The organism is Frigoribacterium sp. PhB24, from assembly GCF_003755185.1.
Lineage (GTDB): Bacteria > Actinomycetota > Actinomycetes > Actinomycetales > Microbacteriaceae > Frigoribacterium.
In genome coordinates, this window is record NZ_RKIC01000014.1 from 11,414 (window position 1) to 38,140 (window position 26,727).

The window sequence follows — 26,727 nt, forward strand, 5'->3', positions numbered from 1 at the left end:
CCATCTTGGTATCGTTCATGTAGTATCGCTACACAAATTGCTCGAGGAGGATCGGTTTTGGTCAGCACAGTTCACACGCCCGCTCGCATCGAGATCGCCCCGAGCGGCGAGATGACCGGTTCGACACGGGTCTACCGCAAGCACCTCGGCGACATGACCGCGGTCTACCGTGACACTGCCGCTCACGAGGCCGCCCTCCGTGAGCACGGACCCGACCACGTCGTCTACGAGGTCGCCGAGCACCGGTACGGCGACGAACCGGGCTCCCTCATCGTGGGGACGAGCACGCTCCAGCCCGGCCGCTACGGCCACGAGTTCGCCGTGACCCGCGGGCACCTCCACGGCATCGCCGACCGTGCCGAGCTGTACCACTGCATCGGCGGGCACGGCGTCATGCTCCTCGAGACCCTCGACGGCCGGTCCGAGGCGGTCGAGCTCCGCGCGGGGCAGGCCGTCGACGTGCCCGGCCACTGGATCCACCGCAGCGTGAACGTCGGCGACGAGCCCTTCGTCACGCTCTTCTGCTACGCGGCGGATGCCGGCCAGGACTACTCGGTCATCAGCGACGCCCACGGCATGCGCGACCTCGTCATCGCCGACGAGGACGCCGGGTGGCGAACCGTGACCAACCCGGCCCACACGGGGTACCGCCCGTGACCGCGCCCATCGACGCCGCAGCCCTGCGGGCCCTCCGCGTCGTGCCGGTCGTCGAGATCGCGAACGCCGCCGACGCGCTTCCGCTCGCCCGCGCCCTCATGGCCGGCGGCCTCCCCGCGATGGAGATCACGCTGCGCACACCCGCGGCCCTCGACGCCATCGCCGCCGTCGCCGACAGCCTCCCCGACTTCGTGCTCGGCGCGGGCACCCTGCTGGGCCCCCTCGACGTGGAGGCCGCCGTGCAGGCAGGCGCACGCTTTCTCGTCTCCCCGGCACGCACTACCCTCCTCGACGACGCGGCCCGGGCCAGCGGGCTCATGTTCGTCCCCGGGGTGTCGACCGCGACCGAGGCCCTGACGGCCATCGACGCCGGGCACCGCCTCCTCAAGTTCTTCCCTGCGGAGCAGTCGGGGGGCGCCGCCGGGCTGCGCTCGCTGGCGACGCCGCTGCGGGCGAGCGGCGTCGGGTTCATGCCCACCGGGGGCATCCGCCCGGAGAACCTCGTCGACTACCTCGCCGTACCCGAGGTGGCCGCCGTCGGCGGCACCTGGATCGCGCCCAGGGACGTCGTCGACTCGGGCGACTTCGCCGAAGTCACGGCGAGGGCCGCTGCCGCGGTGCGGGTGGCGTCCACCGGGGAGGTGGCGGGCGCATGACCCCCGTCACCCTCACGCCGTCGACCTTGACGCCCGCCACCCACCCGACGTTCTACTTCGTCGGGGTGACCACGGGCTCGTCGTCGATCCGACGGGTGTTCCCCCGCTGGGCGGACGAACTCGGGCTCGGCGACGTCGAACTCGTGGGCATCGACATCGAGCCCCATGCCCCGGCCGACGAGTACCGCACGGTCGTCGACTTCCTCGCAACCGACGACCGGAGCCTCGGCGCGCTCGTCACCACGCACAAGATCGACCTCTTCCACGCTGCCCGGGAGAGCTTCGACGAGGTCGACCCGCTCGCGGCCCTGATGGGCGAGGTGAGCTGCCTCTCGAAGCGGCAGGGGCAGCTGCGAGCCTCGGCCAAGGACCCTTTCTCGTCCGGCCTCGCGATCGACGCCTTCGCGCCGCCCGCCGACTGGGCCGGCGCCCGCCGAGACGTGTTCGTCATGGGCGCGGGCGGGTCGGCGATCGCCATGGACTGGCACCTCTCCCGCCCCGAGCGAGGCGATGCCCGCCCGGCACGCGTGATCGTGTCCGACCGGTCAGCCGAGCGGCTGGCGACGGCGGAGGCCGTTCACGCGCAGGTCGCTCCCGATGTGCCCTTCACGGCGCTCCTCGTCGAGTCGGCAGCGGACAACGACGCGCAGCTCGCGTCACTGAACACCGGCGCCTTCGTCGTCAACGCCACCGGCCTCGGCAAGGACGCCCCCGGATCACCGCTCGGCTCGTCGGCGTTGTTCCCCGAGGCCGCACTCGTCTGGGAACTCAACTACCGCGGCGACCTGGTGTTCCTCGAGCAGGCCCGCGCACAGCAGGAAGCGCGTCGGCTCGTCGTCGAGGACGGCTGGACGTACTTCGTCCACGGCTGGACCCGAGTCATCTCCGAGGTCTTCGACATCGACATCCCTACGAGCGGTCCGCGCTTCGAGCGCCTCTCCGAGATCGCCGTGTCGACACGATGAAGGGCACGGTGCTCGTCACGCCGCGATCGATGACGGCCGCGGGCGTCCACGCGCTGCCCGCCCTCCGTCCCGTCACGGACGCGGGCTACGAACTCGTCTCCGGCCCGGCCGGTCGTCAGCCGACCCTCGACGACCTGCGCGAGGTCGGCGCCGGCGTCGTCGGGTGGCTCGCCGGCGTCGAGAAGATCGACGAGCAGGCGCTGGCCCTGTTCCCGGGGCTCCGTGTCGTCAGCCGCAACGGGGCAGGCGCCGACGCGGTCGACCTCGCTGCGGCGGAGCGCCGCGGCATCGCGGTCCTGACCGCCCGCGGCGCCAACGCGCGCGGTGTCGCCGAGCTCGCCTTCGCGCACGTGCTGAACGGGGTGCGGGGCATCCCCCTCGCGGACCGCGAGCTCCGTTCCGGACGATGGACGCGCACCATCGGGCGAGAGCTCCCCGATCTCACGGTCGGCATCGTCGGCTACGGGGCCATCGGCAGACACGTCGCCGCCTTCGCCACCGCCTTCGGTGCCCGGGTGCTCGTCTCGGACCCGTTCGCCCGGGTCGAGTCGACCTCCGACGCCGTCCGGCAGGTCGATCTTCCCGAGCTCCTCGCCGGCAGCGACGTCGTCACGCTGCACGCACCGCCGCCCGCCGACGGCAGCCCCCTGGTCGGGACCGACGAGCTCCGCACCATGCCCCACGGGGCCTTGCTGGTGAACACCGCCCGCTCGGCCCTGATCGACGACGCCGCCGTGCTGGCCGCGTTGTCGTCGGGAGCCCTCTCGGGCTATGCCGTCGACGCCTTCGACACCGAGCCGCCCGAGCTCACGCCGCTCCTCCGTCACGAGCGCACCATCCTCACGCCGCACCTCGGCGGGTACACCGACGCGAGCGTCCGACGCGCGACCGAGCAGTCGGTGTCGAACCTGCTCGATATCCTGGACCGACCGGAGTGACCGCGACCGTCGGCACCGGCTGAGGCTCACATGTCGTACGACCCCGGCGTTCCCCTCCTCGAGCACATCGCGAGCCAGATGTCGACGCTGCGGCGGTCGGAGCGCAAGGTGGCCGACATCGTCGTCGAGAACCCGACGCTCGTCGTCGAGTCGACGATGGCGACGCTGGCCGAGGCCGGCGGCGTGAGCGAGCCCACCGTCATGCGCTTCTGCACCAGCCTCGGCTTCGACGGGTTCCAGCAGTTCAAGCTCGCCCTCGCCCAGACGCTCGCCCTCGGGCTGCCCGCGACGCTCTCGACCATCTCGACGTCCGACGGCGTGCCCGAGCTCGCGACCAAGGTGTTCGACCACACCATCAGCAGCCTCGACCGGACGCGGCGCTACCTCGACTTCGGTGCCATCGACGCGGCCATCGAGGCCGTCCTCGCCGCGTCGTCCATGACGGTCGTCGGCCTGGGCACCTCGGCCATGATCGCCCTCGACGTCGAGCAGAAGGCAGTCCTGTTCGGCGTGCCCTGCTCGGCCCCCTCCGACTCCCATCAGCAGTTCATGTCGGCCTCGACGGCTTCGGCGGGGCAGGTGTTCCTCGTCATCTCCAACACGGGCACGACGGCCTCGGTCGTCCAGGTCGCCCGCACGGCTCGCGAGCGGGGCGCCACCGTGGTGGCGATCACAGGCGACGAGGGCAGCGCCCTGGCAGCCGAGTCCGACGTGGTCCTCTCGGTGAAGACCTTCGAGGACACCGACCGTTTCACCCCGACCGTCAGCCGGATCGCCGCGCTCGTCATCGTGGACGTGCTCGCGACCGCGGTGTCGTTGCACCGAGGTGACGAGCACGCCCAGCGCCTCGCCTCGATGAAAGAACAGCTCGTGGCGTTCCGCCGCCTGACGTGACGACGGGCCGGCCCCGCAGGGCCGACCCGTCGTCCGTGCCACGAGAACGGGGTCAGAACACGCTCTCGGGGTCGTAGTACTCGGCCACGTTGTCGCATCCGACCCCGGCCCCCTCGATGAACTCATCGGCGTCGAAGTCGTCGGCCGTGGCGTCGCCGGTCGCGAGCTGCACCGCGATCTCGAGCGCACGGTCGGTCGCGTCCGACGGCGAGTTCAAGCCCGTGGCGATGTACTGGCTGTCGCAGCCGCCGTCCTGGATCGCCTGGAGCGCCTCCTTCTGACCGTCGACACCGGCCACGAACGTGTCGGTGTCGCCCTGGTCCTGCAGGACGGTGAGGGCACCGAGCGCCATCGCGTCGTTGAGTCCGAGGACGAGGTCGATGTCGGGGTTCGCAGCGAGCACGGACTCCGTCGCCGGGACCGCTTCGTCCTGGGAGTAGTTGCCCGTGGCCTCGGCGGTCACCTCGACGGTGAGCCCAGCCGATTCGAGGCCCTCGATGAAGCCCGACTGGCGCGCCGGCCCGACGATCTCGTCGTTCGGCCCCCCGTTGATCACGGCGAGCGAGACGTCCTCGCCCTGTTCGAAGCGCTTCGCCGCGATCTCGCCCGAGAAACGCCCGATGGCTTCGTTGTCCGACCCCACCGAGGTCACCCCGACGTCGGGGACGCCGGTGTCGATGAACAGCAGAGGGACCTCGCCGGCGAGCGTCTCGAGCTGATCGCGCTCCGTCTCGGGACTGATGGCGTTCACGATGAGGACGTCCGCACCCTGCGACAGCATGGTCTGCGCCTGGTCGAGCTGGGTGACCGGGTCTCCGCTCGCGTTCTGGAAGAGGAGCGTGAAGCCCTTCTCCTGGGCGACCTCCTCGGCACGTGACTGCATCGCCGCGTAGTAGGGGGCGTCCAACTGGCGCTGGAGGAATCCGACGGTGACGTCCTCGGGCGACTCGGCGTCGCCTCCTGCGCTGGCGCCTCCGTCGCCGACGGATCCGCAAGCGGAGAGGGCGAACACGCCCACGGTCGCGGCGATGATGCCGATGCGTCTCTTCATGTCTTCGTTGACCTTTCTGCTGTGTGATGCGAGGGGGATCAGGTGGGCCCGACGCCCGTCCGCTTCGTGGCGAAGCGGAACGTGGTGAGGATCACGGCGAGCAGGATGAGCCCGCCGCGGAAGGCGTCCTGCAAGAACGTCGAGACGTTGAGGAGGACGAGCAGGTTCGTGATGACGCCGAAGATCAGCGTGCCCACGACCGCGCCGAACACCCGGCCCTTGCCGCCTGCGAGGGCGGCGCCGCCGATGACGACCGCGGCGATCGAGTCGAGCTCGTACAGGTTGCCTGCCGTCGGCGTGCCGGCACCCACGCGCGAGGCGAGGAGGAACCCGGCGAAGCCGACGAGGACGCCGGCGAGGGCGTAGACCGCGACCAGGGTGGTCCGCACCGGCACGCCCGAGGCGTGGGCCGCCTCCTTGCTGCTGCCGAGCGCGTAGATGCGACGCCCGAAGACGGTGCTGCGGGTGACGAACGCGAGGACGACGGCGAGGCCCAACCAGATGAGGCCGATGACGGGGAACCCGAGGACGGTCGACGTGGCGATCGCGCGGAAGTCGGCCGCCTCGGGGCGGACGGGGCTGCCCTCCGTGAAGGCGTAGACGAGACCGCGGGCCAGGGCGAGCATGCCGAGGGTGACGATGAACGGCTCGAGCCCGCGGAACGCGACGAGGTAGCCGTTGACGGTGCCGATGAGCGCGCCGACGCACACGGCGACGAGGATCGCGACGCCGACGCTCGTGCCACCGAAGAGCCCTGCGGCGAGGACGCCCGACAGGCCGACCACCGACCCGACGCTGATGTCGATGCCCCCGGTGATGACGATGATGAACTGCGCGAGGGTCACGATGCCGATGACCGAGGTCTGCAGGACCAGGTTCGTGAGGTTGCGTGTGGTGAAGAAGGCGTCGGTGCTGAGGCCCGCGACGACGAGGAGGACGACGAGGATGTAGAGCGGGTACTGCTCCTTGGCCCATCGGCCGACGACGGCCCAGTCGATGCCGCGCCGGGTGGACGCCGTGGTCAGGTCGGTCATGCGGTGTCTCCTCCGAGGGAAGCGCGGATCAGGTCGTCCGTGGTGCTGGTGGCGGGGTGGAACTCGTCGACGAGGCGTCCGTCGCGCATGATGAGGACGCGATTGCAGAGCATCAGAGCCTCTTCCGCTTCGCTGGTGACGACGACGACGCCTGTGCCCTGGGAGGCCAGCCGGCGGACGATCTCGTAGATGTTCGACCGGGCGCCGACGTCGATGCCCTTGGTCGGCTCGTCGAGGATCATGACCTCGGGCGAGGCCTCCAGCCACTTGGCGATGATGACCTTCTGCTGGTTGCCGCCCGACAGCGTGCGCGTGAGGGTGTCGCCGCCGCCCTTGACCTGGAACTCGCGGATGAGCTCGGCGACGCGCGTGCGCTCGGCCCGTCGGCGCAACACGCCACGGTACGAGACTCGACCGAGGGTCGAGAGGGTCATGTTCTCGCCGTTGGTGAAGTGGGGCACGAAACCCTCGCGTCGCCTGTCCTCGGTCAGGTAGGCGACGCCGAGCCTCAGGGCGGCCCGCGGACTGGTCGGACGCACGTCGCGGCCGTGCAGCCGCACCGTGCCCGAGTGCCGGGGCTGGTGGCCCGAGATCGACCGGACCACCGACGACCGGCCGCTGCCGACCAGGCCGTAGATACCGACCACCTCGCCCGGTGCGACCCGGAAACTCACACCCTCGGCCGAGCCGGCGGCCAGGTCGACGACGTCGAGCACCGGGACGGCCGTCTCGTCGACCTGCACGGTGAGCGGTTCGAGCGCGGCGACCGCCTCGCCGATCATGAGGTCGATGACGGCCCCCGGAGTGGTCTCGACGGTGCGCAGCACGTCCACCAGCACGCCGTTGCGCATGACCGCGATGCGGTCCGCCATGGCGAAGACCTCGTCCATGCGGTGCGACACGAAGACGACGCAGACCCCCGAGGCGCGTTCCCGGTCGACGAGGTCGAGGACGTCTCGGAAGTGCTCCTCCGTGGTGGAGGCGGTGGTCTCGTCGAGCAGCAGGACGCTGTGCTCGTTCACCTGGGTGCGGCTGAGGGCGAGCATCTGCCGCGGGCCGGGGCCGAGCTCGCGGGCCGGCGTCTCGGGAGCGAGCTCGTTCAGCCCGACCGCGTCGAGGGCGGAGCGTGTGCGTCCGGTGCGGTCCTTCCGGACGACGTCCCACGGTCGCACACCGCCGGCCGAACTGATTCGTCGTAGCCAGACGTTCTCCTCGACCGTGAAGTCGTCGATGACCAAGGGTTCTTGATGCATCATGAGGACGCCGGCCGCCTCGGCGTCCGCAGGCCCCGTGATGTCGCCCTCGTGGCCGGCGATCTCGACGGTGCCGCTCGAGGGCAGTTCCTGCCCGGCGATCATGCGGGCCATCGTCGACTTGCCGGCGCCGTTGGCCCCGCAGATCGCGAGGACCTCGCCGGGGAACGCCTCGAGGTCGACGCCGGAGAGCGCTGTGACACCGGGGTAGGTCTTGCTGATGCCGCGGAGCGCGAAGGCAGGCCGCCTGGCCTCGGTGTGCGTTCGGGTCGTCATGTGTGGCACCCTCGCTCCTTTGCGGGATGTAGTGGGACTACCGAAGCCTAGGTCACAATGGCGAACAATCGCAACGCAAAGGGTCGAGCAAGGCAAATGAAGCGCTCTTGCGTAGTTCCACTACCGAGGGGGCCTGTTCGGTGATCGGCCGCAGCCGCCGAGGACGACGACCTCGCCGCTCACGATCCGCCCAGTCCTGACGAGGCGAGCCCGTCGATGAAACGACGTTGCAAGACGAGGAAGAGGATCAACATCGGCGCGATCATGATGATGCCTGCCGCGCTGATGAGAGCGAAGTTCTGCGTGAAGCCCTGTTGAAAGGTGAAGAACGTCGTCGAGACGGGCAGGAGCGACCCGGTCTGGATGAACGTGATGGCGAACAGGAATTCGTTGTAGGCGGACAGTGCTGTCACGAGCGCGATCGTGAGCATGCCGGGCAGCGCGTTCGGCAGGACGACCTTGAACAGGACCCCGAGTTCGCTGGCACCGTCCATCCGTGCGGCCTCCTCGAACTCTTTCGGCATGGTGAGCATGAACGAGCGGAGCAGCAGGGTCGCGAACGGAGAGAACAGACCGACGTAGATGAGGATGAGCCCGACACGTGTGTCATAGAGGTTGAGGTCCGCCCAGAGATAGAACAACGGCACCAAGAACATCTGCGTCGGTAGTGAGCTCGTGACCAACAGGTACGTGACGAAGGTCGTCCCGCCGCGGATCTCGAGGCGAGCCAAGGCATAGGCGGCGCTGCTCGCGACGACGACCGTGACGGCGACGGTGCCGAGGACGACGATGGCGGAGTTGACCAGACCGGCTCCCATCGCCGCTTCGGTCCAGGCGGAGGTGAAATTGCCCCACTCCCAGACCCGCGGGACACCGAGTGGGTTCGAGGCGAATTCCCCCTGTGACTTCACGGCGTTGAAGAAGAAGAAGAGAATCGGCCCCAGCGCGAAGATCGACAACGCGGTGAGGAGCACGTAGGTGAGCCAGCCGGCACGACGGAACGACCCACCCTGCCGCCGCCGCCCACCAGGGGCGACCGATCCGCGTTCGACCCGATGGAGGGAATCGGCCAGGGGAAGCTTTGTCGAGATGCTCATATTTCCCAGTTCCTCACCTTGCGGATGATCAGGTAGGCCGCGACGACGACACCACTGATGAGTGCCATGACGACGCCGATGGCCGAGGCGTAACCGGCTTGCAGATTGCCGAACGCGTTGCGGTACAGAAGGGTCGACAAGACGTCCGTGGAGCCGGCAGGACCGCCTTGGGTAAGGATGTAGACGTAGTCGAAGGACAAGAACGACCAGATGATCGTCATGAGTCCGAGGAAGGCGAAGGTCGGCCGGATGCCCGGCAGGGTGATGGAGAAGAACTGGCGCGTCGGTCCGGCCCCGTCCATCGCGGCTGCCTCGTAGAGCGACGGGTTGATGCCCTGCATGGCGGCGAGGAAGACCACGACGAGGAAACCCCACCAGGCCCAGTTGTTGATGAACGCCACGGACGGCAGGGCGAGGGCACTGTCACCGAGGAAATTCACGGCGACGAATCGGCCGATCCCCGTGTCGGGCGAGAGGAGGCTCCGCCAGATGGATGCCGTCACGACGCTGGCGACGATGTAGGGCACGAAGAACGTGACACGGAAGATCAATTTGAACCTTCGCACCCGGGTGAGCGCGTACGCCCCGAACAATCCCATCGTCATCGGGACGATCAGGAAGAACGCCGTCCAGAAGATGTTGTGCCCCAGGGCGTTGAGGAAGGCGGAGTCGCCGAACAACGTGCTGTAGTTCGACCAGCCGATGAAGGTGGCGTCTCCGATTCCCGTCCAGTCGGTGAAGGAGTAGCCGACCGCGGAGAGGCTCGGGATGAGCACGACGAGCACGTTCACGGCGAGCAGCGGAAGCATGAACAACCAGCCACTGACGCGACGATCGCGAAGGCGCGATCGCCACGACCGCCTCCTGGTCATCGCCCGGGCCGCCGGCCGGGGTGGGGTCCGAACCGGAGGAGCGAGGACGGGGGCGGTCACGAGACCAGCTCCGAGGGCTTGGGCGCCACGGGCACGCTTCCCGCCGCGAGCTCGCCCGCGAAGATGTCCTGCATCCCGGAGGCGAACTCGGCCGCGGTCATCGACCCCGTCAGCACTTTCTCGTACTCGTTGATCATGTAGGTCTCCGTCTTCTGCGGGAAGAACGTCCACGTCGTGTACCCGATGGTCGTCGCGACCGGCAATTCGGTGTAGAGACGCACCATCCGTGGATCGGCGCTGGCGGTGAAGTCGGCGCGGGTCAGCCCGATGGGTGGGGGCTGGAAGCTCATCGCCTCCATGCTGGCCGTGATGGTCTTCACGTCGGTGGTCAGAAAGTTCAAGAATTCGACCGCCGCGGGAACGTTGCCCGACTGCGTGTTCACCCCGGTCGACTGGCCGATGCCGAGATCCCAGATGGTCGAGCCGACCCCGTCTCTGAGTGACGGGACGTTCTGGTAGTCCCAGTCGCCGGAGTTTCCCGACCCCTCTCCGAAGTACGGAGCGAGATTCGAGAACTCCCAGGTGCCCGAGATCATGCTCGCCGCCTCACCGCTGGCGAGCTGCTGGTACATCTTCGGGAACTGGTTCGTGAAGTACGACTTGACGCCACCGCCGTACCAGCCTCTGCCGAAGTCGTCGGCGAGCCGCTGGAACGCGTCGACGAAGACCGGGTCCGTCCACTTCGTCTCACCCTGAAGTGCTCGGTACACCGCCTCAGGGCCTGCGTCATGGTTCAGGGCGATGGTGAGGTACCACTCGTTGGCACCCTTGTAGTCCGCGTTGCCCGCGGCGATCGGGACCAACCCCTTGGCCTTGGCCTCGGTGCAGAAATCGACGAACCCGGCACGGTCGATCGGGACCGTGAGACCGTGCTGCGCCACGACCTCGGGCTTGAAGTAGAGGACCATCGACTCGTACGACGTCGGAAGCGTCACGAGGCTGTCGCCGACCCGAGACGCGTCGAGCGCCCAGGAGCTGAATTTCTGGTCCCAGCCGTACTGCTCGACGTAGTCGTCGAGGTGTGCGATGTAGCCCGCTCCGTCGTACGCCGCGACGCCCGACGGCCCGGGCGTGACCACGAGGGCCGGGCCCTTGCCTGCCGCGAGCGCCACCTGGGTCAGCTGGTCGATCGTGGCACTCGACTTCACGGTGAGGGTCACCGGCACCGACCCGCGGTAATCGTCGATGAAGTGCTTCCTGAAGTAGTTCCGCTGGTCGAGGTCCTGGAAGTAGTACCAATAGTCCAGCGATGCGGCGGCGCGACCCGGTGCCGCGCACGAGCTGAGGGCACCGAGCAGGGCGAGCGCGCCCCCACCGACGATGACTTCCCGTCGTGACAACTGCATGTCGATCTCCTTCGATCAATTGATGGCTGTGGGGCGTCGGCTCATCGCCGTGCCGACTCTCGGTCGCGCTAACTCAGCCCGTTCGCCGCGAGCCGGTGGGTGCGTTCTGCGAGATCCGAGATGACGGAGTGGTCGTACCCGAAGAGGGCCGATCGCGTGCGGTCGTGGAGAGGTTCGACGAGGCGCGCGGGCAGGCCCGCGGTGCCGTGGAGGATGCCCGCGACGCTGCCGACCGTCGCTCCGTTGGAGTCGGTGTCCCAGCCGCCCATCACGGTCAGCGACAGGGACTTCATGTAGTCGCCTTCGCCCCACAGGAGGCCGGCGACGATCAGCGCGGCGTTGTTGATCGTGTGGACCCAGGAGTAGTGCCCGTAGTGCTCGCGGATCGAGACGACGGCTTCGTCCCACGACGCTCCCTCGTCGAACAGCCGGACGACGTGGGTGATCGCCTCCGCGAGCCTCGAGGCGGGCGGGACGACGAGTGTCGCCGTGTCGATCGCCTCCCGGGCGTCCGCCGCCACGAAGGCCGAAGCGACCAGCGCGGCAGCCCACATCTCGCCGTAGATTCCGTTGCCGACATGCGACAGCGATGCGTCCTGGTAGGACTGCTCGGCGGCCGTCGCGGGGTCGCCCGGGTTCACGTAACCGAAGACGTCCCCGCGGATCAACGCGCCGATCCATTCGCGGTAAGGATTCCGATGCGTGGCCGTCTCCGGTGGCTCGACACCGTTCACCAGGTTGATGTAGGCCGCGCGTTCGGCCGTGAAGACCTGCACGATCGGGAAGAGTTCGAGCCACGCGTCGCCGACGTGTCGCGGATGGAGCTGCGTCCCGTGCTGCTCGAGGAGGTGCAGGGCGAGGATCGGGTAGTCGATGTCGTCGTCGCGGGCGGACCCGTCGACGAGCCCGCGCAGGGTGTCGGTCCAGTTGTCGCGCAGTTCGAACCCTTCGGGGGTCGGATCGATGACCGGGAAGTAGTCGTCGAGGGGGTAGGCGTCCGCGAGCTCGAGGTAGTCCCGGATGCGCTCGACGGTCCAGTGGGACCCCATCTCGACCGGCTTGCCGACGTTGCAACCAGCGATCCGCCCGAGCCACGCGGCGTGGAGCTGATCGTGGAGACGCGCGTCGTCCACGGGTACCCGGACCGGTCTCGAGGCCCATGTCGCCGTGATCGCCTCGAGGGCGTCGGGCTCGTGATGGGACCAGTCGTCGCGGCGCGTCGCGGTCGCCATCTCGTCGACGAGCGACAGGACGGCCTCGCGGTCGTCAGGGTCGATCGTCGCGGCGCGGGCGACGACGTCGTCGACGTCGTACCCGGACTCGCGGCGCTGCAGGATCTCGTCGAAGAGCAGGTCCTTCGCCTCGAGAGGGTCGAACGTCGTGTGGCGGAACGCCGCCGGAACGTCCGACGAGTGATCGGTCGACGGGACGGGGACTCTGCGGGTGTCAGGCACGGGTTTCTCCTTCGATGGGGTGGTGGAGGGCAGGGCGGAGCGGAGCAGGCCTTCTGTGGGCCCGGCGGTCAGTCTTCGACGGTCACATCTCGGCGGTCTAGGCGGACTCTCGGACGACGAGCCTGGTGGGGAGCGCCAGCGACTCATAGGGCGAGGTTCCCCCGAGCATGCGGCCCAGGAGCGCGTGCGCCGCAGCGGAGCCGACGGCCGCCGCGAAGTTGTCGACCGTCGTGAGACGCGGGGTGACGAGGTCGGCCGTCTCGATGTTGTCGAACCCGACGACGGCGATGTCGTCGGGTATGCGCAGGCCACGAGCATGGATGACGTCCATCGCACCGATGGCGATCAGATCGTTCGCACAGAGAACGGCCTGCGGAGGGGGGCCGACCTCGAGCATCCACGTCATGGCGCTGACGCCACCCGCACGCGTGAACTCGGTCGAGGCCGTCCGGTTCGCTCCGATCTCGAGACCGGACCGCTTCGACGCCACCTCGAACGCCGCGAGCCGAGCCGAGCCGGCACCGTTGAGGAACGCGAGGTCCGTGCGCCCGGTGGAGCGAAGATGATCCACGGCTTCATGGATGCCCAGGGCGTCATCAGTCGACACCTGGTCGAACAGATGCTCACCACGACCATCCCCGAGGACCACCAAGGGAGTCTCGTCGCCGACGATGTGACGGATCTCCTCCGGTCCGAGGGACATGGCCTGCACGATGACGCCGTCGACGCTTCGTGCCACGACCTCGTGCAAGTACGTCCTCTCTCGGTCCGCCGACCCGTCCGTGTTGAGGATGAAGGCGATGTAGCCGTCGACGGCCAGGACGTCGCCGACCGACCTGGCGAGTTCGGGGTAGTAGGGGTTCGAGATGTCCGCGACGAGCAGACCGACCGTGTGGGTCCGCTGGCTGCGGAACCCCTTGGCGAGGAGGTTCGGTCGGTACCCGAGGCGATCCACCGCCTCGTGGATGCGAACCTTCGTCTCGGCTGAGACCGAACGCTTGCCGCTGAGGGCGTGCGAAACGGTCGTCGGACTCACGCCCGCCTCTGCGGCGACCTGAGAGATGTTGGCGCCCATCCTCTTCATGGCGTTCGGCCCCCTGTCTCGATCGGCGGTGAGAGAAAGATCGATACAAATCGATTTGCATGATCCGATTCATCAACACTGCGAGAGGGCGCTGTGCCTGTCAAGAAGCAAACGGTACTGATGACCGTTTGCACGAGGACGTGCGGCTGCTCTGACGATCAGGGGTTTCTCGTGCCACCAGCCGCGCCAGCGCCGCCGGGCCGCTGGGGGGTCATAGCCCCGGAGGGTGCACGAAAAAGGCGGCCCACGTCGTGGACCGCCTCGTTGTCTGTGCGCCTGGAGGGACTCGAACCCCCAACCTTCTGATCCGTGGTCAGACCGTCGCCGAGCCCTTGGCGAGGCCGGGTCGTCGACAAACACGGGGGACGGACAACGTGCAGTTCACCGGCTTCTGCGATCGAGAACCATCGAGATGCATCTGAGTGGGGCCGTTTAGGGCGACCAAAAAGGCGAGCAAGGCCATCTGCCCGAAGGTCGGCGTGGTCTCGACCGTGTTGAGCAGTGACCGGATTGGTGATGTCCGTGCCCCGATCACGGCGCCCCTGAGCCACCGCGAGGTGCACGAGCGTGGATGGCCAAGAGCACGTTCGGGGACAGTTCCAACTCGTAGAGCAGGCGAGTCACGACGAAGACGCTCGGATGAGCCGTTTCGCCTCTTTCAATGCGGCGCAGTGTGGCCACACCGATGCCGACCAGAGAAGACAGGTCCTCTTGGCGCATTCCCGATGCCGACCTTGCCAGACGTATCTGGCGGCCGAGAAGCACGGCTTCTTGGTGCCCCGACCTGCCCGCTCCCGCGTCGACCGAGCCGTGGCTGTTGGACATGTCAGGGCTCAGCGGGACCGCGGGATGAGCCGCTCGAGCTGGGTCACGTGCCGCGGCTCGAGTTCCTCGAGCGAGTTGACGCCGAGCAGGCGCATCGTGCGGGCGATCTCGACCGAGAGGATCTCGATCGCGCGGTCGACGCCCTCGCGCCCGCCGGCCATGAGCCCGTAGAGGTACGCGCGGCCGACGAGCGTGAAGCGGGCGCCGAGGGCGATGGCGGCGACGATGTCGGCACCCGACATGATGCCCGTGTCGAGGTGCACCTCGGTGTCGGCCCCGACCTCCCTCACGACGTCGGGCAGCAGGTGGAACGGGATCGGCGCGCGGTCGAGCTGACGCCCGCCGTGGTTCGACAGAATCAACGCGTCGACGCCCAGGTCGGTGACCCGGCGGGCGTCCTCGACGGTCTGCACGCCCTTGACGACGAGCTTCCCGGGCCACTGCAACTTGATCCACGCCAGGTCGTCGTAGGTGACGGTCGGGTCGAACATCGTGTTCAGCAGCTCGGCGACGGTGCCCGACCAGCGGTCGAGCGACGCGAACGCGAGCGGCTCAGTGGTGAGGAAGTCGATCCACCACCAGGGCCGGGGCAGCGCGTCGACGATGGTCTTGGGCGTCAGCGACGGCGGGATCGTCATGCCGTTGCGTGAGTCGCGGAGGCGCGCACCGGCCACCGGCACGTCCACCGTCACCAGCAGGGTGTCGAACCCCGCCGCGGCCGCCCGGTCGACGAGGGCCATCGACCGGTCGCGGTCCTTCCACATGTAGAGCTGGAACCAGTTCCGACCGTCGGGCGCCGCCTCCGCGACGTCCTCGACGCTCGCCGTGCCCATCGTCGAGAGGCTGAACGGGATGCCCGCCGCCGCGGCCGCCGCGGCGCCCGCCTTCTCGCCGTCGGTCTGCATCATCCGGGTAAAGCCCGTCGGGGCGATCCCGAACGGCTGCTCTACCCGCGCACCCAGCACGTCCCACCCGGTGTCGACGGTTGCGACGTCGTGCAGGATCTCCGGGTTGAACTGCACGTCGCGGAACGCCTGCCGAGCCCGCCGCAGCGAGATCTCCGCCTCGGCCGAGCCGTCGGTGTAGTCGAAGGCCGCCGTGGGGGTGCGGCGCTTGGCGATCCGCCGCAGGTCCTCGATGGTCAGCGCCTCGCGCAGGCGCTTGGCCTTGAGGTCGAACGTGGGCTTCTTGAACTGCATGAGCGGCGCGAGGTCGTGGAACTTCGGCAGGCGGCGGTCGACCATGGGGACGGTCCTTCCGGGTCGGTGGGGAGGGAGGAGATCAGGAGGCGCGGGCGGCGGCTGAGGACGCTCCCGACCGCGGGCGGTACGTCACGGGGGCGGACGACGCGGCCACGAGCGCCCGGAGCGACTCGAGCGAGGACGCGCGTTCGACGAGCCCGGCAGCACGGGCCTGGACGAGCACGTTGCCGAGCGCCGTCGCCTCGACCGGCCCCGCCAGCACGGTGCAGCCGGTGCGGTCGGCGGTCAGCTGGCAGAGCAGCTCGTTCTGCGAGCCGCCCCCGACGACGTGCACGGTGCGGACCGTGCGGCCGGAGAGCCGCTCGGCGTCGCGGAGGGTCGCGGCGTAGGCCGCGGCGAGCGACTCGAGGATGCTCCGCACCGTCTCGGCCCGCCCGCGCGGCGGCGCGACGTCGTGCTCGACGCACCACGCCTCGATGCGCGCCGGCATGTCGCCGGGCGGCGTGAAGCGGGCGTCCGTGGCGTCGAAGACGGCGACGGGCCGGGTCACGGCCGCCGCCTCGGCGAGCAGGGCCGCGAGGTCGCTGCTGCGCTCGGCGGCCGAGGTGCCCGAGCGGCTCCACGCACGAATCGACTCGCTCAGCAGCCACAGGCCCGACACGTTCTTGAGGAACCGCACCCGCCCGTCGACGCCGCCCTCGTTCGTGAAGCCGGCCGCTCGGACGTCCTCGCCGAGCAGCGGCGACGGCAGCTCGAGGCCGACGAGCGACCACGTGCCGCTCGACACGTAGGCAGCGTCGTCGCCCGTGAGCGGCACGGCGACCACGGCCGAGGCGGTGTCGTGCGAGCCGACCGCCGTGACCCCGAGCGACGCCGGGGCACCGATCGCCGCGGCGACCGACGGCAGCAGCGGACCGAGGGAGGTGCCCGGGTCGACGAGCGGCGCGAACAGGTCGGGCGACAGGCCGAGTCGACGCATCAGCTCGACGTCCCACTCCCCCGTCGCCGGCGACAGCAGACCCGTCGTCGAGGCGTTGGTGCGCTCGGTCGCGGCCGTGCCGGTGAGCCACCACGAGACGAGGTCGGGCACGAGCAGGGCACGATCGGCCGGGGCGAGGACGCCCGACGCGTGGTCGGCGGCGAGCTGGAACACCGTGTTGAACGGCAGGTGCTGCAGGCCGGTGCGCGCGAAGAGCTCATCGGGCGGCACGACGGCGTGCACCGTCTCGACCCCCGCTGCCGAGCGCTCGTCGCGGTAGTGGTACGGAGAGCCGAGGAGGCGGCCCTCACGCAGCAGCCCGTAGTCGACCGCCCAGGAGTCGACGCCGATCGAGGCCACGCCCGGCTCGTCACGGAGAGCCTCGGCCAGCCCCGCGACGACCGACCGCCAGAGCCCCAGGACGTCCCAGTGCAGGCCGACGCAGCCCGCGCCTCCTGGGCTCTCGACGGCGCCCTCGCCGTCGCCCCGCCCCTCGGGCAGCGTGACCGGGTCGTTCGCGAACCGGGCGACGTGCTGCAGGCGCACTCCGTCGGGGTCGACGTGGCCGAGCACGACGCGCCCGCTCGTCGCGCCGAGGTCTACCGCGGCGACGACGCCGCCCGTCGCGTTCGGCCCGGTGCCCGTCATCGCAGGAAGGCCGCGGCGACCCCCGCGTCGACCGGCACGTGCAGCCCGGTCGTGTGCGAGAAGTCGCTCGTGCAGATCGCGTAGACGGCGGCGGCGACGTTCTCGGGCACGACCTCGCGCTTGAGGATGGTGCGCTGAGCGTAGAAGGCGCCGAGGTCCTTCTCGTCGACGCCGTAGGTCGCCGCGCGGTTGGCGCCCCAGCCGCTGGCGAAGATGCCCGAGCCGCGCACGACGCCGTCGGGGTTGATGCCGTTGACGCGGATGCCGTGCTCGCCGAGCTCGGCCGCGAGCAGCCGCACCTGGTGCGCCTGGTCGGCCTTCGTCGCGCTGTAGGCGATGTTGTTCGGGCCGGCGAAGACCGAGTTCTTCGACGAGATGTAGACGATGTCGCCGCCGAGGCCCTGGTCGACCAGCACGCGGGCCGCGTTCTTCGCGACGAGGAACGAGCCCTTGGCCATCACGTCGTGCTGCAGGTCCCAGTCGGCCTCGGTGGTGTCGAACAACGACTTCGACAGGCTCAGCCCGGCGTTGTTGACGACGAGGTCGAGCCCTCCGAAGGCGAGCAGCACCTCGGCGATCGACGCCTTCACCGCAGCCTCGTCGCTGACGTCGGCGGCGACCCCTCGCGCCACGTCCGGCCCGCCGATCTCGGCTGCGGCCGCCTGCGCCTTCGCGAGGTCGAGGTCGGCGATGACGACGCAGGCCCCCTCGGCGGCGAGCCGGGTGGCGATGGCCTTGCCGATGCCCGACGCAGCACCGGTCACGAGCGCGACGCGGGTGGCGAGCGGCTTCGGCGCGGGCCGCCGCTGCAGCTTCGCCTCCTCGAGGGCCCAGTACTCGATCCGGAACTTCTCGGCCTCGTCGATCGGCGCGTAGCTCGAGACGCCCTCGGCGCCGCGCATCACGTTGATCGCATTGACGTAGAACTCGCCCGCGACGCGCGCCGTCTGGGCGTCGCCCCCGTACGAGAACATGCCGACGCCCGGCACGAGCACGATCAGCGGGTCGGCCCCGCGGATCGCCGGGCTGTCGGGCGTCGCGTGCCGGTCGTAGTACGCCTGGTAGTCGAGGCGGTACTGCTCGTGCAGCTCGCGGAGGCGCGCGATCGACTCCTCGACGGTCGCGTCGGCCGGCAGGTCGAGGACCAGCGGCCGCACCTTCGTGCGGAGGAAGTGGTCGGGGCAGCTCGTGCCGAGCGCCGCGAGCCGTGGGTGCTCGGTGCTGGCGAGGAAGTCGAGCACGACGTCGCTGTCGGTGAACGAGCCGACCTGCGGCCGGTCGTGCGACGCGATTCCGCGGATGACGGGTGCGAGGGCCGCGGCCTTGGCGCGGCGCTCGTCGAGGGGCAGGGCCGCGTGGCCGGCGAGGGCTGGGCCGAAGGGCTCGGGCCTCGAGTGCTCGTCGAGCCAGGCCTGCGCGGTCTCGATGATCCAGCGTGAGGCGGCCTCCGCCTCCTCACTGGTGTCGCCCCAGGCGGTGATGCCGTGCCCGCCCAGGATCGTGCCGCGCGCCTCCGGGTGCTCCGCCTTGATCGCGGCTATGTCGAGGCCGAGCTGCCAGCCCGGTCGGCGCCAGGGCACCCAGACGACCGCGCCGCCGAAGATCTCGGCCGTGAGTCGTTCTCCGTCGGCAGCGGTCGCGATCGCGATGCCTGCGTCGGGGTGCAGGTGGTCGACGTGCGCCGCGTCGACGAGGCCGTGCATGGCGGTGTCGATCGACGGCGCCGCGCCTCCCTTGCCGTGCAGGGCGTAGTCGAAGGCGGCGACCATCTCGTCCTCGTGCTCGACGCCGCGGTAGACGCCCGCGAGGCCGCGCAGTCGGTCGAGGCGCAGCACGGCGAGGCCCTGCTCGGTGAGGGTGCCGAGGTCTCCCCCGCTGCCCTTGACCCAGAGCAGCTCGACCGGCTCGCCCGTCGCCGGGTCGGTCGCGGTGCCCTTGGCCGAGGTGTTCCCGCCGGCGTAGTTCGTGTTCGCCGGGTCGGCGCCGAGGCGGTTGCTGCGCGCGACGAGGTCGGCGGCGGTGGTGGTGCTGGTCACGAGGGGGTTCCGTTCGAGGTCAGGGGCAGGTCGAGGAGGCGCGGGCCAGGAGGTGCAGATCAGGTCCAGCTGAGCTGCTTGCCGCCGACGCGCTCCGCGGCGAGGCGCTCGGGGGTGCCGCTGGCGAGGTAGGCCGACATCGGGTCGCGGGGCAGGCCGCGCGACTCGCGCCAGTCGGCCAGGGCCGGCCGCACGTCGGTGTAGAAGGCGTCCATCAGCACGGCGTTCGCGCCGAGCACGTCGTGGGAGGCGCGGGCCGCGTCGAGCGCCGGACGGTCGACGAGCAGGGCGCGCGCCGTCATCTCCTGCACGTTCAGCACGCTGCGGATCTGGCCGGGGATCTTGTCCTCGACGTTGTGGCACTGGTCGAGCATGAACTGCACCGGCGAGCCCTCGTCGAGCCCGCCGCCGTCGACGACCTCGAACAGGATGCGGAACAGCTGGAACGGGTCGGCCGCCCCGACGATGAGGTCGTCGTCGGCGTAGAAGCGCGAGTTGAAGTCGAACGAGCCGAGCTTGCCGAGGCGCAGCAGCTGCATGACGATGAACTCGATGTTCGTGCCGGGGGCGTGGTGGCCGGTGTCGAGGCAGGTCAGCGCGCGGTCGCCGAGGGCGCTCACCTGCGCGTAGCTGGTGCCCCAGTCGGGCACGTCGGTGTGGTAGAACGCCGGCTCGAAGAACTTGTACTCGAGCACGAGGCGCTGCTCGTCGCCGAGGCCGGCGTAGATCTCGGCGAGCGACTCGGCGAGGTGGTCCTGACGCTGGCGCAGCGAGTCCTGCCCCGGGTAGTTCGTGCCGTCCGCGAGCCAGATCTTGAGGTCGCGCGACCCGGTCTCGTGCATGATCTCGAGGCAGCGGAGGTGGTGGTCGACCGCCTTGCGGCGGACAGCGGCGTCGCTGTGCGCGAGGCTGCCGAACTTGTACGCGTCGTCCTGGAACGTGTTCGAGTTGACAGTCCCGAGCGCGACGCCGAGCCCCTCAGCGTACGAGCGGAGGGCGCCGAAGTCCTCGACCTCGTCCCACGGGATGTGCAGGGCCACGCTCGGCGCCAGGCCGGTGTGCTCGTGCACACGGGCCGCATCCGCGATCTTCTCCTCCGCCGTGCGCGGCGTGCCCGGCGTGCCGAACACCTTGAACCGCGTGCCGGAGTTGCCGAAGGCCCAGCTGGGCAGCTCGATGGCCTGGCGCTCGAGGGTCGGCGCGATGGATTCGAAGGTTGTCATGGTGGCTCCGGCTCGTTCGACGTTGAATCGTTTCAATCTGACGATAGGGTTCGATCTGTGCCGCCGTCAAATCCCAACCACCACGAGCTCACGAGTCGCTCTTGAAACGAACGAGCATCCGAGACGTGGCGGCGGCCGCCGGCGTCTCGGTCGGCACGGTGTCGAACGTCCTCAACAACCCGGACCGCGTCAGCCCAGCGACCGTGGCCCGGGTGGCCCGGTCCATCGACGAGCTCGGATTCCTGCGGAACGACGCCGCGCGGCAGCTCCGGGGTGGTGACAGCCGTGCCATCGGCCTCGTAGTCCTCGACGCCAGAAACCCCTTCTTCGCCGACGTGGCGCGGGGCGCGGAGGCCGCTGCGGAAGAGCTGGGTCAGGTCATCCTCGTCGGGAACAGCGATCAGCGGACGGACCGCGAAGCCCACTACCTCAACATCTTCGCCGAGCGGCGCGTCATGGGCGTCCTCGTGTCCCCGGTCGGCGACGTCACCGTGCCCCTCCGGCGACTCCGCGACCACGGCATCCCTGCCGTCCTCGTCGACAGGGAGGCGGCACCCGGAACACTGTCCTCCGTGTCGGTCGACGACGTCGCGGGCGGGAGGATGGCCGTGGAGCACCTGCTCTCCCTCGGTCGGCGACGCATCGCTTTCGTCGGCGGACCGGGCGGCCTCCGACAGGTCTCTGACCGTCTGTCCGGAGCGCGGGCAGCAGTGGCGGCCACGCCCGACGCCGTCCTGCAGGTGCTCGACACGCCCGATCTCACGGTCGAGGCAGGGCGTTCTGCGGCCCACACCCTCGCGCATGGTGGTCCGGGAAAGCGCCCTGATGCCGTCTTCGCCGCCAACGACCTCGTGGCCGTCGGCGTGCTGCAGGGCCTCGTCATGCAGAGCGCCCTCCGCGTGCCGGAGGACGTCGCACTCATCGGCTACGACGACATCGACTTCGCACGAGCCACCGTGGTGCCCCTGAGCTCCATACGCCAGCCCCGAGAACTCATGGGCCGCTCCGCCGTCGAGGTTCTGCGCGCGGACGCGGCCGACCCCCACCGTGAACATGAACGCGTCATCTTCACTCCGGAACTCGTGGTGCGTGCCAGCACAGGTTGAGAAGGCCCTGCCCGTGAACACGCTCGCCCTCGCGGTACTGGTTCGAGTCTTCGGCGTAGTACTGCAGCTGGAGTAGCGGAACCGATTCACGCGGATGACGCACGAGCGACAGAGCGTCACGAGGCTGGTCTCCTCAGTACTTGGCCGACCGCGGACCAGGTCATCGACTTCTCGGAGACGACCATGCCATCGAAGATGCCCCTCGTGCTCGCTCTCGCGGGCCTGACTGCAAGCTCCCTCTTCCTCACCGCTTGTTCCAGCACCAGCGACGAGGCCTCGCGACAGACCGGGGCACCGCCCTCCACTGGTCGGGCCCCGGCCCATTGGTCCTACGAGGAGGTCGGCGGGCCCGAGGCGTGGGGTGGCCTATCGGAGGACTACGACCTGTGTGCCTCGGGAACTTCGCAATCACCGATCGACCTGCCGCGTACCGTGCCTGACCTCTCAGACGACGTGAGCATCGGCACTCGGGTCGCTCCGGTGACGGAAGCGGACACCGGTCACGCCTCGCAGGTCGAGGTCGGTGCGGACGGCTCTACGGTGCGCGCAGGTAGCCGTGACTTCGAGCTCCTCCAGATGCACGCACACACGCCGGCAGAGCACACCGTGGACGGCATTGCACCGGTCGCCGAAATGCACCTCGTGCACACCTCTGACGACGGACAGCTGCTCGTCCTGAGCGTCCTCGTCGACGAGGGCTCCGCGTCGGAGCCGTGGCAGACGTTCCTCGACACGGCGACCGGCCCGGACGGCACCACTTCGACGATCGATGTCGCATCGCTTCTTCCGTCGTCGCTGCAGTACTGGTCCTACGACGGGAGCCTGACCACTCCGCCCTGCAGCGAGGGCGTCTCCTGGGTCGTCTTCTCCGAACCAGTCACGTTGTCCACGGAGCAGATCGCCCGCCTGGACGCCGTTCACGACCACAACGCCCGTCCCACTCAAGGCCTGAACGATCGTGTCGTCCGAGGAGGGGACGCGATGCTCAGGTCCGAGTGACCGACGTCGTATGCGTGGAGATGCATGCCGTAAGACTTACGGCACTTGATGCCACAATAGTTTCACCGGCGGGCCTCGAAGCCCGCCCCGAACGTAAGGGGAACCATGTCTGAGAACACCACCGTCGCCGACCGATTCGCTGGCAAGACCGTCATCGTCACCGGAGCTGGCAGCGGCATCGGCCGCGCGTCCGCCCTGCGTTTCGCCCGCGAGGGCGCTCGGGTGATCGCGGCGGACGTCGTCGCGCAGCGTCTCGACGAGCTCGTCGCCGAGCACCCCGACCTCGAGCTGATCACTGTGGCGGGCGACATCACCAGTCAGGAAGGCATCCAAGCGGTCGTCGAGGCCGCCGGAGGACGAGTCGACGCCCTCGCCAACGTCGCAGGCGTCATGGACGCGTTCGTGCCCGCCGGTGAGATCGACGACGCGGCGTGGGACTTCGTGTTCGCCGTCAACGTGACGGCGGTCATGCGCCTCACGCGCGCCGTCCTGCCCCTCATGCTCGAGGCCGGCCGGGGTGCCATCGTGAACGTCGCCTCCGAGGCGTCCCTCCGAGGCTCGGCAGCAGGGCTCGCGTACACCGCCTCCAAGCACGCCGTCGCCGGGATGACGAAGAACACCGCGGTGATCTACGCCAAGCAGGGCATCCGCACGAACGCCGTCGCACCCGGACCCACCATCACGAACATCGAGGCTCCCATGAAGTCGCAGGTCGCCGCGGCGGTGCTCGGGCCGATCATGCAGGCGACCATCCCGACCCCCGTCGAGGCAGACGTCATGGCTGCGTCCATCACCTGGCTGGCCAGCGAGGACGCGTCGAACGTCAACGGCGTCGTCCTCGCTTCGGACGGTGGCTGGTCAGCGATCTGAGCGACGATTCAGGAGGCGCTGGCCGGTCCGCACAAGACGGCGAGCGCCTCCAGCGCCTCCTCGACCGCCTCACGGAGCGAACGTTCGCCCCTCTCGTCGGGAGCCGTCGCCCACCAGCGCAGCGCCGCGAAGGATGCCGCACCGAGAGCCTCCGCCACGACTTGGAGTCCGACAGTCCCGGCCAGTTCCGGCCGCCTGTCCTCCACGAAACCGGACAGCACCTCCGCGGTCTCCGCGAGGTGCTGCGGCGCAGCGGCGCGGAGCTCCGCGTGCCGCACGATGAGCCGGAGGCGGCTGCGCGTCGCGACGAGGTCGACCGCGGCGGACTCCATCGCGCCGACGAACGCCTCGCGGTACGCGACGAGCATCGGCACCCCCGCAGGCGCACATCGGAGACGCCTGCCCATCTCGTCGGCCGCGGGGCCCGCGCCGTCCCAGACGAGATCCGCTTTGCTCCTGGCATGACGGAACAGGCTGCGCCGTCCGACCCCTGCAGCCTCGGCGATGTCGGCCATGCTCACGGAGTCGTACCCGCGCTCCTCGAAGAGGGCGAGGGCAGTCCGGCCGACCGCCGCGCGGTCGGTCGCGATCGGACGACCAACGCGTCGCGTCATGTCGGACGAGGAGGTGGACGCAGCTGTCGACATGTTGCGAGGCTAGCTCCCGGACGAACTCGACGACGCGCCTCGGATGTCTCGGGTCGTTTGCCCCTGCACCTCACCCGACCACGGCTGCTCCCACTGAGGGGCTGTTCCCATCAGCGTCGTGGTCGACGTCGCCCGCTGCGGAGCGCCGCCTGTCGCGTACCGTGACGAGCCCGACCAGCGCTGCGGCGCCCGCCGTCCAGATGAGCAGCTGCAGGAGCCAGCGGTGGCTGCCGTCACCGGCGAAGAAGAGGATGTTCCGCATCTGCTCGAAGGCTCCGGCCCCGAGCCATCCCTGGTGCAGCACCTGCCAGAACGGCGGGAGCATCGACTCAGGAGCGGTCCCGCCCGCGCTCGGGAAGTTGAGGGCGACCAGGAAGAGGATGACGAGCAGCACCCCGCCCTGGCCGGCGACCTTGGTGAAGAACGTCGCCAGCAGGCCCACGGTGAAGGCGTAGATCATCGCCACCCCGAGGACCGCGGCAACCGTGCCGAAAGTCACTCCGTAGTCCACGAACAGACTGATCATCGAGAACGCGATGATCGGCACGAGCACGGCGGCACCCGCCGCGGTCGCCACGTACGTTCGCGTCCGCGCCTTCCGCAGGACCTGGCTGATGGCCGTGATGCTGAGGAACGGGCCGACCGTGCAGGCGACGAGCAGGAAGAAGAGCACCGATCCTCCGGGGTCGTCGGCCGGCAGGGGCGATGCGTCCTCGACCGTGTTCACGCCGCCGAGCTCGTCCGCGATCTCCTGCCCTGCGGTCTGGACGACTTGCGTGGCCAGGGCACCGCCTCCGGAGGCGATGACCGTCGTGACGTCGGAGCCGTCGACGACGACCGCTCCCACAGCCTCCCGCTTCGCCACGGCCTCGCGAGCATCGTCGGCACTGATCGTCTGCGTGACGTCGAAGGCTGCCGGGGCTTCGTCGTCGATCATCTCAGCGAGCGGGTCGGTGATCGAGGCCGGACCGCTGATGGTGAGCGCCAGGTCGTGTGGCACCGGCGCGTGTGAGGCACTGACGTAGCAGATGGTGAAGGCCAGCAGGAAGAACAACGGCATGGAGACGACCGCGATGAGCGTGGTCTTGAGCGACGCACGCCGCGAGGTGTCGATGGACCCGGGCGACACGACGACGTCGAGGTGGTTCTCGGGCATCTCGAAGCGCTCCGGGAGGTGCGTGCCGTGCGGGCGCTGTTCGGAGGGGGTCATCGGGCCGTTCCTTCGGAAGTGGAGGGGTGACCGGCGGTGATCGAGCGGCGTGGCTCGCTCGTCGGTGCTTCGGCGTCGGGTTCGTCGTCCAGGACGTAGGCCTCGACCTTGACGTGGCGGTGACGGTCGCCAGCCTCGTCGTCGACGAGGCGGTTCGCCTCGCGCAGCTCTCGCCGCGCGTCGACGTGCTGCGCATCGCGGTCGGTGAGCAGGGCGAGATCGACACGTTGCGCCCGCACCGTCTTGACGAGGTGCACGACCACCGTGGCGAGGACGAGACCGACCGTCCACGCGAGCAACTGCAGCACCCATCTCTGTGCCCCGGCGCCGTCGAAGTAGACGATGGACCGGAACGCCTCGTTCGCACCGGCGCCGAAGTAGAAGGAGTGCACCGCCTGCCAGAAGGGCGGCAGCATGGCCGACGGGCCCGCGCCTCCTGCGCTCGGGAAGTTCAGGAAGACGATGAAGCCCATGATCCCGAAGGTCGCTACGTTGCCGAGGAACTGCTGGATGAGGATCGCCGCCGCTCCCACGGTGAAGACGTAGAGGGCGTTGACGCCGAGCAGTCCCGCGATGGTGCCGAAGCTCGCGCCGTAGTCGCCGACCCAGATCGACGACAGGCCGAAGACGATGAGCGGAGCGATGACCGCCGTGATCGCCGACGCGAGGTACCGGGTGCGGAGCCGGGCGCGAGGCTGGACCTGGGTCAGCACGATGATGACGAGGTAAGCCGCGAGCGACGTGTAGGTGAGCAGGTAGAAGAGCGTCGTGCCGAGCGTGTCGGTCGCAGCCAGCGGGGCGACGTCGACGGCCTCGGCCGTCGTGCCCAGCTGCTCGGCGACCTGGTCGCCTGCTGCTCGCACGGCTGACCCCACCGATCGCCCCTCGGCGTCAGCGTAGTAGGTGGTGACCACGAAGTCGGTCTGCTCCGTCGGGTCGGCAGCGGGCACGGGGGTGATCTCGATCGCCCCCTCGACGGTGCGGTCCTCGACGCTGCTGCGCGCCTCTTCGACGACGTCGGTGTGGGTCGCCCGGAACTCCCTGGTCTCGTCGAGCCCGTCGGCGATCTGCCCCACGACCTGAGCCGGCCCGACGACGATCAGCGAGAGGTCGTGGGGCGTGGGCGCGTGCAGGGCGGACACGAACATGACAGGGAACACGATGACGAAGTACAGCGGCAGGAGAAGAGCGAAGACGAGCTTCTTGGCGACGGAAGCGCGGCTTGGCTCAGCCACCGAGGGAGCAGAGGCCGTCTCGGCCCCCTGAGCCATCGCGGGGGCGGGGGTGTCGGTCACGGGATCTCCACAGGTAGATGTAAACAGCATTTACAATGTAAACGGCGTTG

At 69.4% G+C, this 26,727-nt stretch carries 24 protein-coding genes; 8 read left to right on the forward strand and 16 right to left on the reverse strand.

Annotated elements, in window-relative coordinates:
• Positions 1–57 precede the first annotated feature (57 nt).
• From EDF50_RS13140 to EDF50_RS13160, 5 genes are read left to right on the forward strand one after another with little or no spacing between them, the layout of a single operon-like run.
• Positions 58–657 (forward strand): glucose-6-phosphate isomerase family protein, encoded by a 600-nt coding sequence (locus EDF50_RS13140; RefSeq protein WP_123519984.1) that lies wholly within the window; start codon positions 58–60, stop codon positions 655–657.
• On the forward strand, positions 654–1,313 hold the full coding sequence (gene eda / locus EDF50_RS13145; RefSeq protein ID WP_123519985.1) for a bifunctional 4-hydroxy-2-oxoglutarate aldolase/2-dehydro-3-deoxy-phosphogluconate aldolase: 660 nt from the start codon (positions 654–656) through the stop codon (positions 1,311–1,313). Before EDF50_RS13140 ends, eda begins: the two co-directional genes overlap by 4 nt.
• Positions 1,310–2,278, forward strand: a complete 969-nt coding sequence (locus tag EDF50_RS13150) for a shikimate dehydrogenase (RefSeq protein WP_123519986.1) — start codon at positions 1,310–1,312, stop codon at positions 2,276–2,278. The genes eda and EDF50_RS13150 overlap by 4 nt, the downstream gene beginning before the upstream one ends.
• Entirely contained in the window at positions 2,275–3,216 is a 942-nt protein-coding gene (locus EDF50_RS13155; RefSeq protein ID WP_123519987.1) for an NAD(P)-dependent oxidoreductase, read from the forward strand. The genes EDF50_RS13150 and EDF50_RS13155 overlap by 4 nt, the downstream gene beginning before the upstream one ends.
• 30 nt (positions 3,217–3,246) lie before the next feature.
• On the forward strand, positions 3,247–4,110 hold the full coding sequence (locus tag EDF50_RS13160; RefSeq protein WP_123519988.1) for a MurR/RpiR family transcriptional regulator: 864 nt from the start codon (positions 3,247–3,249) through the stop codon (positions 4,108–4,110).
• A 52-nt stretch (positions 4,111–4,162) separates the two neighbouring features.
• Here the strand turns inward: EDF50_RS13160 and EDF50_RS13165 are convergent, their stop codons facing one another.
• From EDF50_RS13165 to rhaI, 13 genes are all read right to left on the reverse strand, one after another.
• A complete protein-coding gene (locus EDF50_RS13165) occupies positions 4,163–5,161 on the reverse strand; it encodes a sugar ABC transporter substrate-binding protein (protein WP_123519989.1) in 999 nt (332 codons plus the stop codon).
• A gap of 38 nt (positions 5,162–5,199) precedes the next feature.
• Positions 5,200–6,195 (reverse strand): ABC transporter permease, encoded by a 996-nt coding sequence (locus EDF50_RS13170; RefSeq protein WP_123519990.1) that lies wholly within the window; start codon positions 6,193–6,195, stop codon positions 5,200–5,202.
• Positions 6,192–7,724: a sugar ABC transporter ATP-binding protein gene (locus tag EDF50_RS13175; RefSeq protein ID WP_123519991.1), complete on the reverse strand. Its 1,533-nt coding sequence runs from the start codon at positions 7,722–7,724 to the stop codon at positions 6,192–6,194. Before EDF50_RS13175 ends, EDF50_RS13170 begins: the two co-directional genes overlap by 4 nt.
• Positions 7,725–7,903: 179 nt before the next feature.
• Positions 7,904–8,821 carry a carbohydrate ABC transporter permease gene (locus tag EDF50_RS13180; RefSeq protein ID WP_123519992.1) on the reverse strand — a complete coding sequence of 306 codons (918 nt, stop codon included), beginning with the start codon at positions 8,819–8,821 and terminating at the stop codon, positions 7,904–7,906.
• Positions 8,818–9,630, reverse strand: a complete 813-nt coding sequence (locus EDF50_RS13185; protein ID WP_123519993.1) for a carbohydrate ABC transporter permease — start codon at positions 9,628–9,630, stop codon at positions 8,818–8,820. The genes EDF50_RS13180 and EDF50_RS13185 overlap by 4 nt, the downstream gene beginning before the upstream one ends.
• Before the next feature lie 119 nt (positions 9,631–9,749).
• A complete protein-coding gene (locus tag EDF50_RS13190) occupies positions 9,750–11,099 on the reverse strand; it encodes an ABC transporter substrate-binding protein (RefSeq protein ID WP_123519994.1) in 1,350 nt (449 codons plus the stop codon).
• A gap of 68 nt (positions 11,100–11,167) precedes the next feature.
• Positions 11,168–12,553 carry an ADP-ribosylglycohydrolase family protein gene (locus tag EDF50_RS13195; RefSeq protein WP_199738792.1) on the reverse strand — a complete coding sequence of 462 codons (1,386 nt, stop codon included), beginning with the start codon at positions 12,551–12,553 and terminating at the stop codon, positions 11,168–11,170.
• A 97-nt stretch (positions 12,554–12,650) separates the two neighbouring features.
• Entirely contained in the window at positions 12,651–13,637 is a 987-nt protein-coding gene (locus EDF50_RS13200) for a LacI family DNA-binding transcriptional regulator (protein WP_123519995.1), read from the reverse strand.
• A gap of 531 nt (positions 13,638–14,168) precedes the next feature.
• Positions 14,169–14,462, reverse strand: coding sequence for a helix-turn-helix domain-containing protein (locus EDF50_RS17125; RefSeq protein WP_123519996.1), 294 nt, complete (start codon positions 14,460–14,462; stop codon positions 14,169–14,171).
• A gap of 8 nt (positions 14,463–14,470) precedes the next feature.
• Entirely contained in the window at positions 14,471–15,706 is a 1,236-nt protein-coding gene (locus EDF50_RS13210) for an alpha-hydroxy acid oxidase (protein ID WP_123519997.1), read from the reverse strand.
• A 37-nt stretch (positions 15,707–15,743) separates the two neighbouring features.
• Positions 15,744–17,291, reverse strand: a complete 1,548-nt coding sequence (locus EDF50_RS13215; RefSeq protein WP_123519998.1) for a rhamnulokinase family protein — start codon at positions 17,289–17,291, stop codon at positions 15,744–15,746.
• Complete coding sequence (locus EDF50_RS13220; protein ID WP_123519999.1) at positions 17,288–19,327, reverse strand: bifunctional aldolase/short-chain dehydrogenase; 2,040 nt, start codon at positions 19,325–19,327, stop codon at positions 17,288–17,290. Before EDF50_RS13220 ends, EDF50_RS13215 begins: the two co-directional genes overlap by 4 nt.
• A gap of 59 nt (positions 19,328–19,386) precedes the next feature.
• Positions 19,387–20,550: an L-rhamnose isomerase gene (gene rhaI, locus EDF50_RS13225; RefSeq protein ID WP_123520160.1), complete on the reverse strand. Its 1,164-nt coding sequence runs from the start codon at positions 20,548–20,550 to the stop codon at positions 19,387–19,389.
• A 101-nt stretch (positions 20,551–20,651) separates the two neighbouring features.
• On the opposite strand from rhaI, the gene EDF50_RS13230 reads away from it, so the two are divergent.
• The 3 genes from EDF50_RS13230 (at position 20,652) to EDF50_RS13240 (ending at position 23,525) form a co-directional block, all read left to right on the forward strand.
• Complete coding sequence (locus EDF50_RS13230) at positions 20,652–21,656, forward strand: LacI family DNA-binding transcriptional regulator (protein ID WP_123520000.1); 1,005 nt, start codon at positions 20,652–20,654, stop codon at positions 21,654–21,656.
• Positions 21,657–21,839: 183 nt separating this feature from the next.
• Positions 21,840–22,655, forward strand: coding sequence for a carbonic anhydrase (locus EDF50_RS13235; RefSeq protein ID WP_123520001.1), 816 nt, complete (start codon positions 21,840–21,842; stop codon positions 22,653–22,655).
• Between the two features lie 105 nt (positions 22,656–22,760).
• Positions 22,761–23,525 (forward strand): SDR family NAD(P)-dependent oxidoreductase, encoded by a 765-nt coding sequence (locus EDF50_RS13240; RefSeq protein ID WP_123520002.1) that lies wholly within the window; start codon positions 22,761–22,763, stop codon positions 23,523–23,525.
• 8 nt (positions 23,526–23,533) lie between these two features.
• On the opposite strand, the gene EDF50_RS13245 is transcribed toward EDF50_RS13240, so the two are convergent.
• The 3 genes from EDF50_RS13245 to EDF50_RS13255 form a co-directional block, all read right to left on the reverse strand.
• On the reverse strand, positions 23,534–24,172 hold the full coding sequence (locus EDF50_RS13245; RefSeq protein WP_123520003.1) for a TetR family transcriptional regulator: 639 nt from the start codon (positions 24,170–24,172) through the stop codon (positions 23,534–23,536).
• 70 nt (positions 24,173–24,242) lie between these two features.
• Positions 24,243–25,382 carry an ABC transporter permease gene (locus EDF50_RS13250; RefSeq protein WP_123520004.1) on the reverse strand — a complete coding sequence of 380 codons (1,140 nt, stop codon included), beginning with the start codon at positions 25,380–25,382 and terminating at the stop codon, positions 24,243–24,245.
• Entirely contained in the window at positions 25,379–26,677 is a 1,299-nt protein-coding gene (locus EDF50_RS13255; protein WP_123520005.1) for an ABC transporter permease, read from the reverse strand. The genes EDF50_RS13250 and EDF50_RS13255 overlap by 4 nt, the downstream gene beginning before the upstream one ends.
• Positions 26,678–26,727 lie beyond the last annotated feature (50 nt).

What these genes read in the sequence shown, in the direction of transcription:
- EDF50_RS13150 (WP_123519986.1), top strand. Translation starts at nt 1,310, where the DNA reads ATGACCCCCGTCACCCTCACGCCGTCGACCTTGACGCCCGCCACCCAC.
- EDF50_RS13155 (WP_123519987.1), top strand. Translation starts at nt 2,275, where the DNA reads ATGAAGGGCACGGTGCTCGTCACGCCGCGATCGATGACGGCCGCGGGC.
- EDF50_RS13160 (WP_123519988.1), top strand. Translation starts at nt 3,247, where the DNA reads ATGTCGTACGACCCCGGCGTTCCCCTCCTCGAGCACATCGCGAGCCAG.
- EDF50_RS13165 (WP_123519989.1), bottom strand. Translation starts at nt 5,161, where the DNA reads ATGAAGAGACGCATCGGCATCATCGCCGCGACCGTGGGCGTGTTCGCC.
- EDF50_RS13170 (WP_123519990.1), bottom strand. Translation starts at nt 6,195, where the DNA reads ATGACCGACCTGACCACGGCGTCCACCCGGCGCGGCATCGACTGGGCC.
- EDF50_RS13175 (WP_123519991.1), bottom strand. Translation starts at nt 7,724, where the DNA reads ATGACGACCCGAACGCACACCGAGGCCAGGCGGCCTGCCTTCGCGCTC.
- EDF50_RS13180 (WP_123519992.1), bottom strand. Translation starts at nt 8,821, where the DNA reads ATGAGCATCTCGACAAAGCTTCCCCTGGCCGATTCCCTCCATCGGGTC.
- EDF50_RS13185 (WP_123519993.1), bottom strand. Translation starts at nt 9,630, where the DNA reads ATGCTTCCGCTGCTCGCCGTGAACGTGCTCGTCGTGCTCATCCCGAGC.
- EDF50_RS13190 (WP_123519994.1), bottom strand. Translation starts at nt 11,099, where the DNA reads ATGCAGTTGTCACGACGGGAAGTCATCGTCGGTGGGGGCGCGCTCGCC.
- EDF50_RS13200 (WP_123519995.1), bottom strand. Translation starts at nt 13,637, where the DNA reads ATGAAGAGGATGGGCGCCAACATCTCTCAGGTCGCCGCAGAGGCGGGC.
- EDF50_RS17125 (WP_123519996.1), bottom strand. Translation starts at nt 14,462, where the DNA reads ATGTCCAACAGCCACGGCTCGGTCGACGCGGGAGCGGGCAGGTCGGGG.
- EDF50_RS13210 (WP_123519997.1), bottom strand. Translation starts at nt 15,706, where the DNA reads ATGGTCGACCGCCGCCTGCCGAAGTTCCACGACCTCGCGCCGCTCATG.
- EDF50_RS13215 (WP_123519998.1), bottom strand. Translation starts at nt 17,291, where the DNA reads ATGACGGGCACCGGGCCGAACGCGACGGGCGGCGTCGTCGCCGCGGTA.
- rhaI (WP_123520160.1), bottom strand. Translation starts at nt 20,550, where the DNA reads ATGACAACCTTCGAATCCATCGCGCCGACCCTCGAGCGCCAGGCCATC.
- EDF50_RS13235 (WP_123520001.1), top strand. Translation starts at nt 21,840, where the DNA reads ATGCCATCGAAGATGCCCCTCGTGCTCGCTCTCGCGGGCCTGACTGCA.
- EDF50_RS13240 (WP_123520002.1), top strand. Translation starts at nt 22,761, where the DNA reads ATGTCTGAGAACACCACCGTCGCCGACCGATTCGCTGGCAAGACCGTC.
- EDF50_RS13245 (WP_123520003.1), bottom strand. Translation starts at nt 24,172, where the DNA reads ATGTCGACAGCTGCGTCCACCTCCTCGTCCGACATGACGCGACGCGTT.
- EDF50_RS13250 (WP_123520004.1), bottom strand. Translation starts at nt 25,382, where the DNA reads ATGACCCCCTCCGAACAGCGCCCGCACGGCACGCACCTCCCGGAGCGC.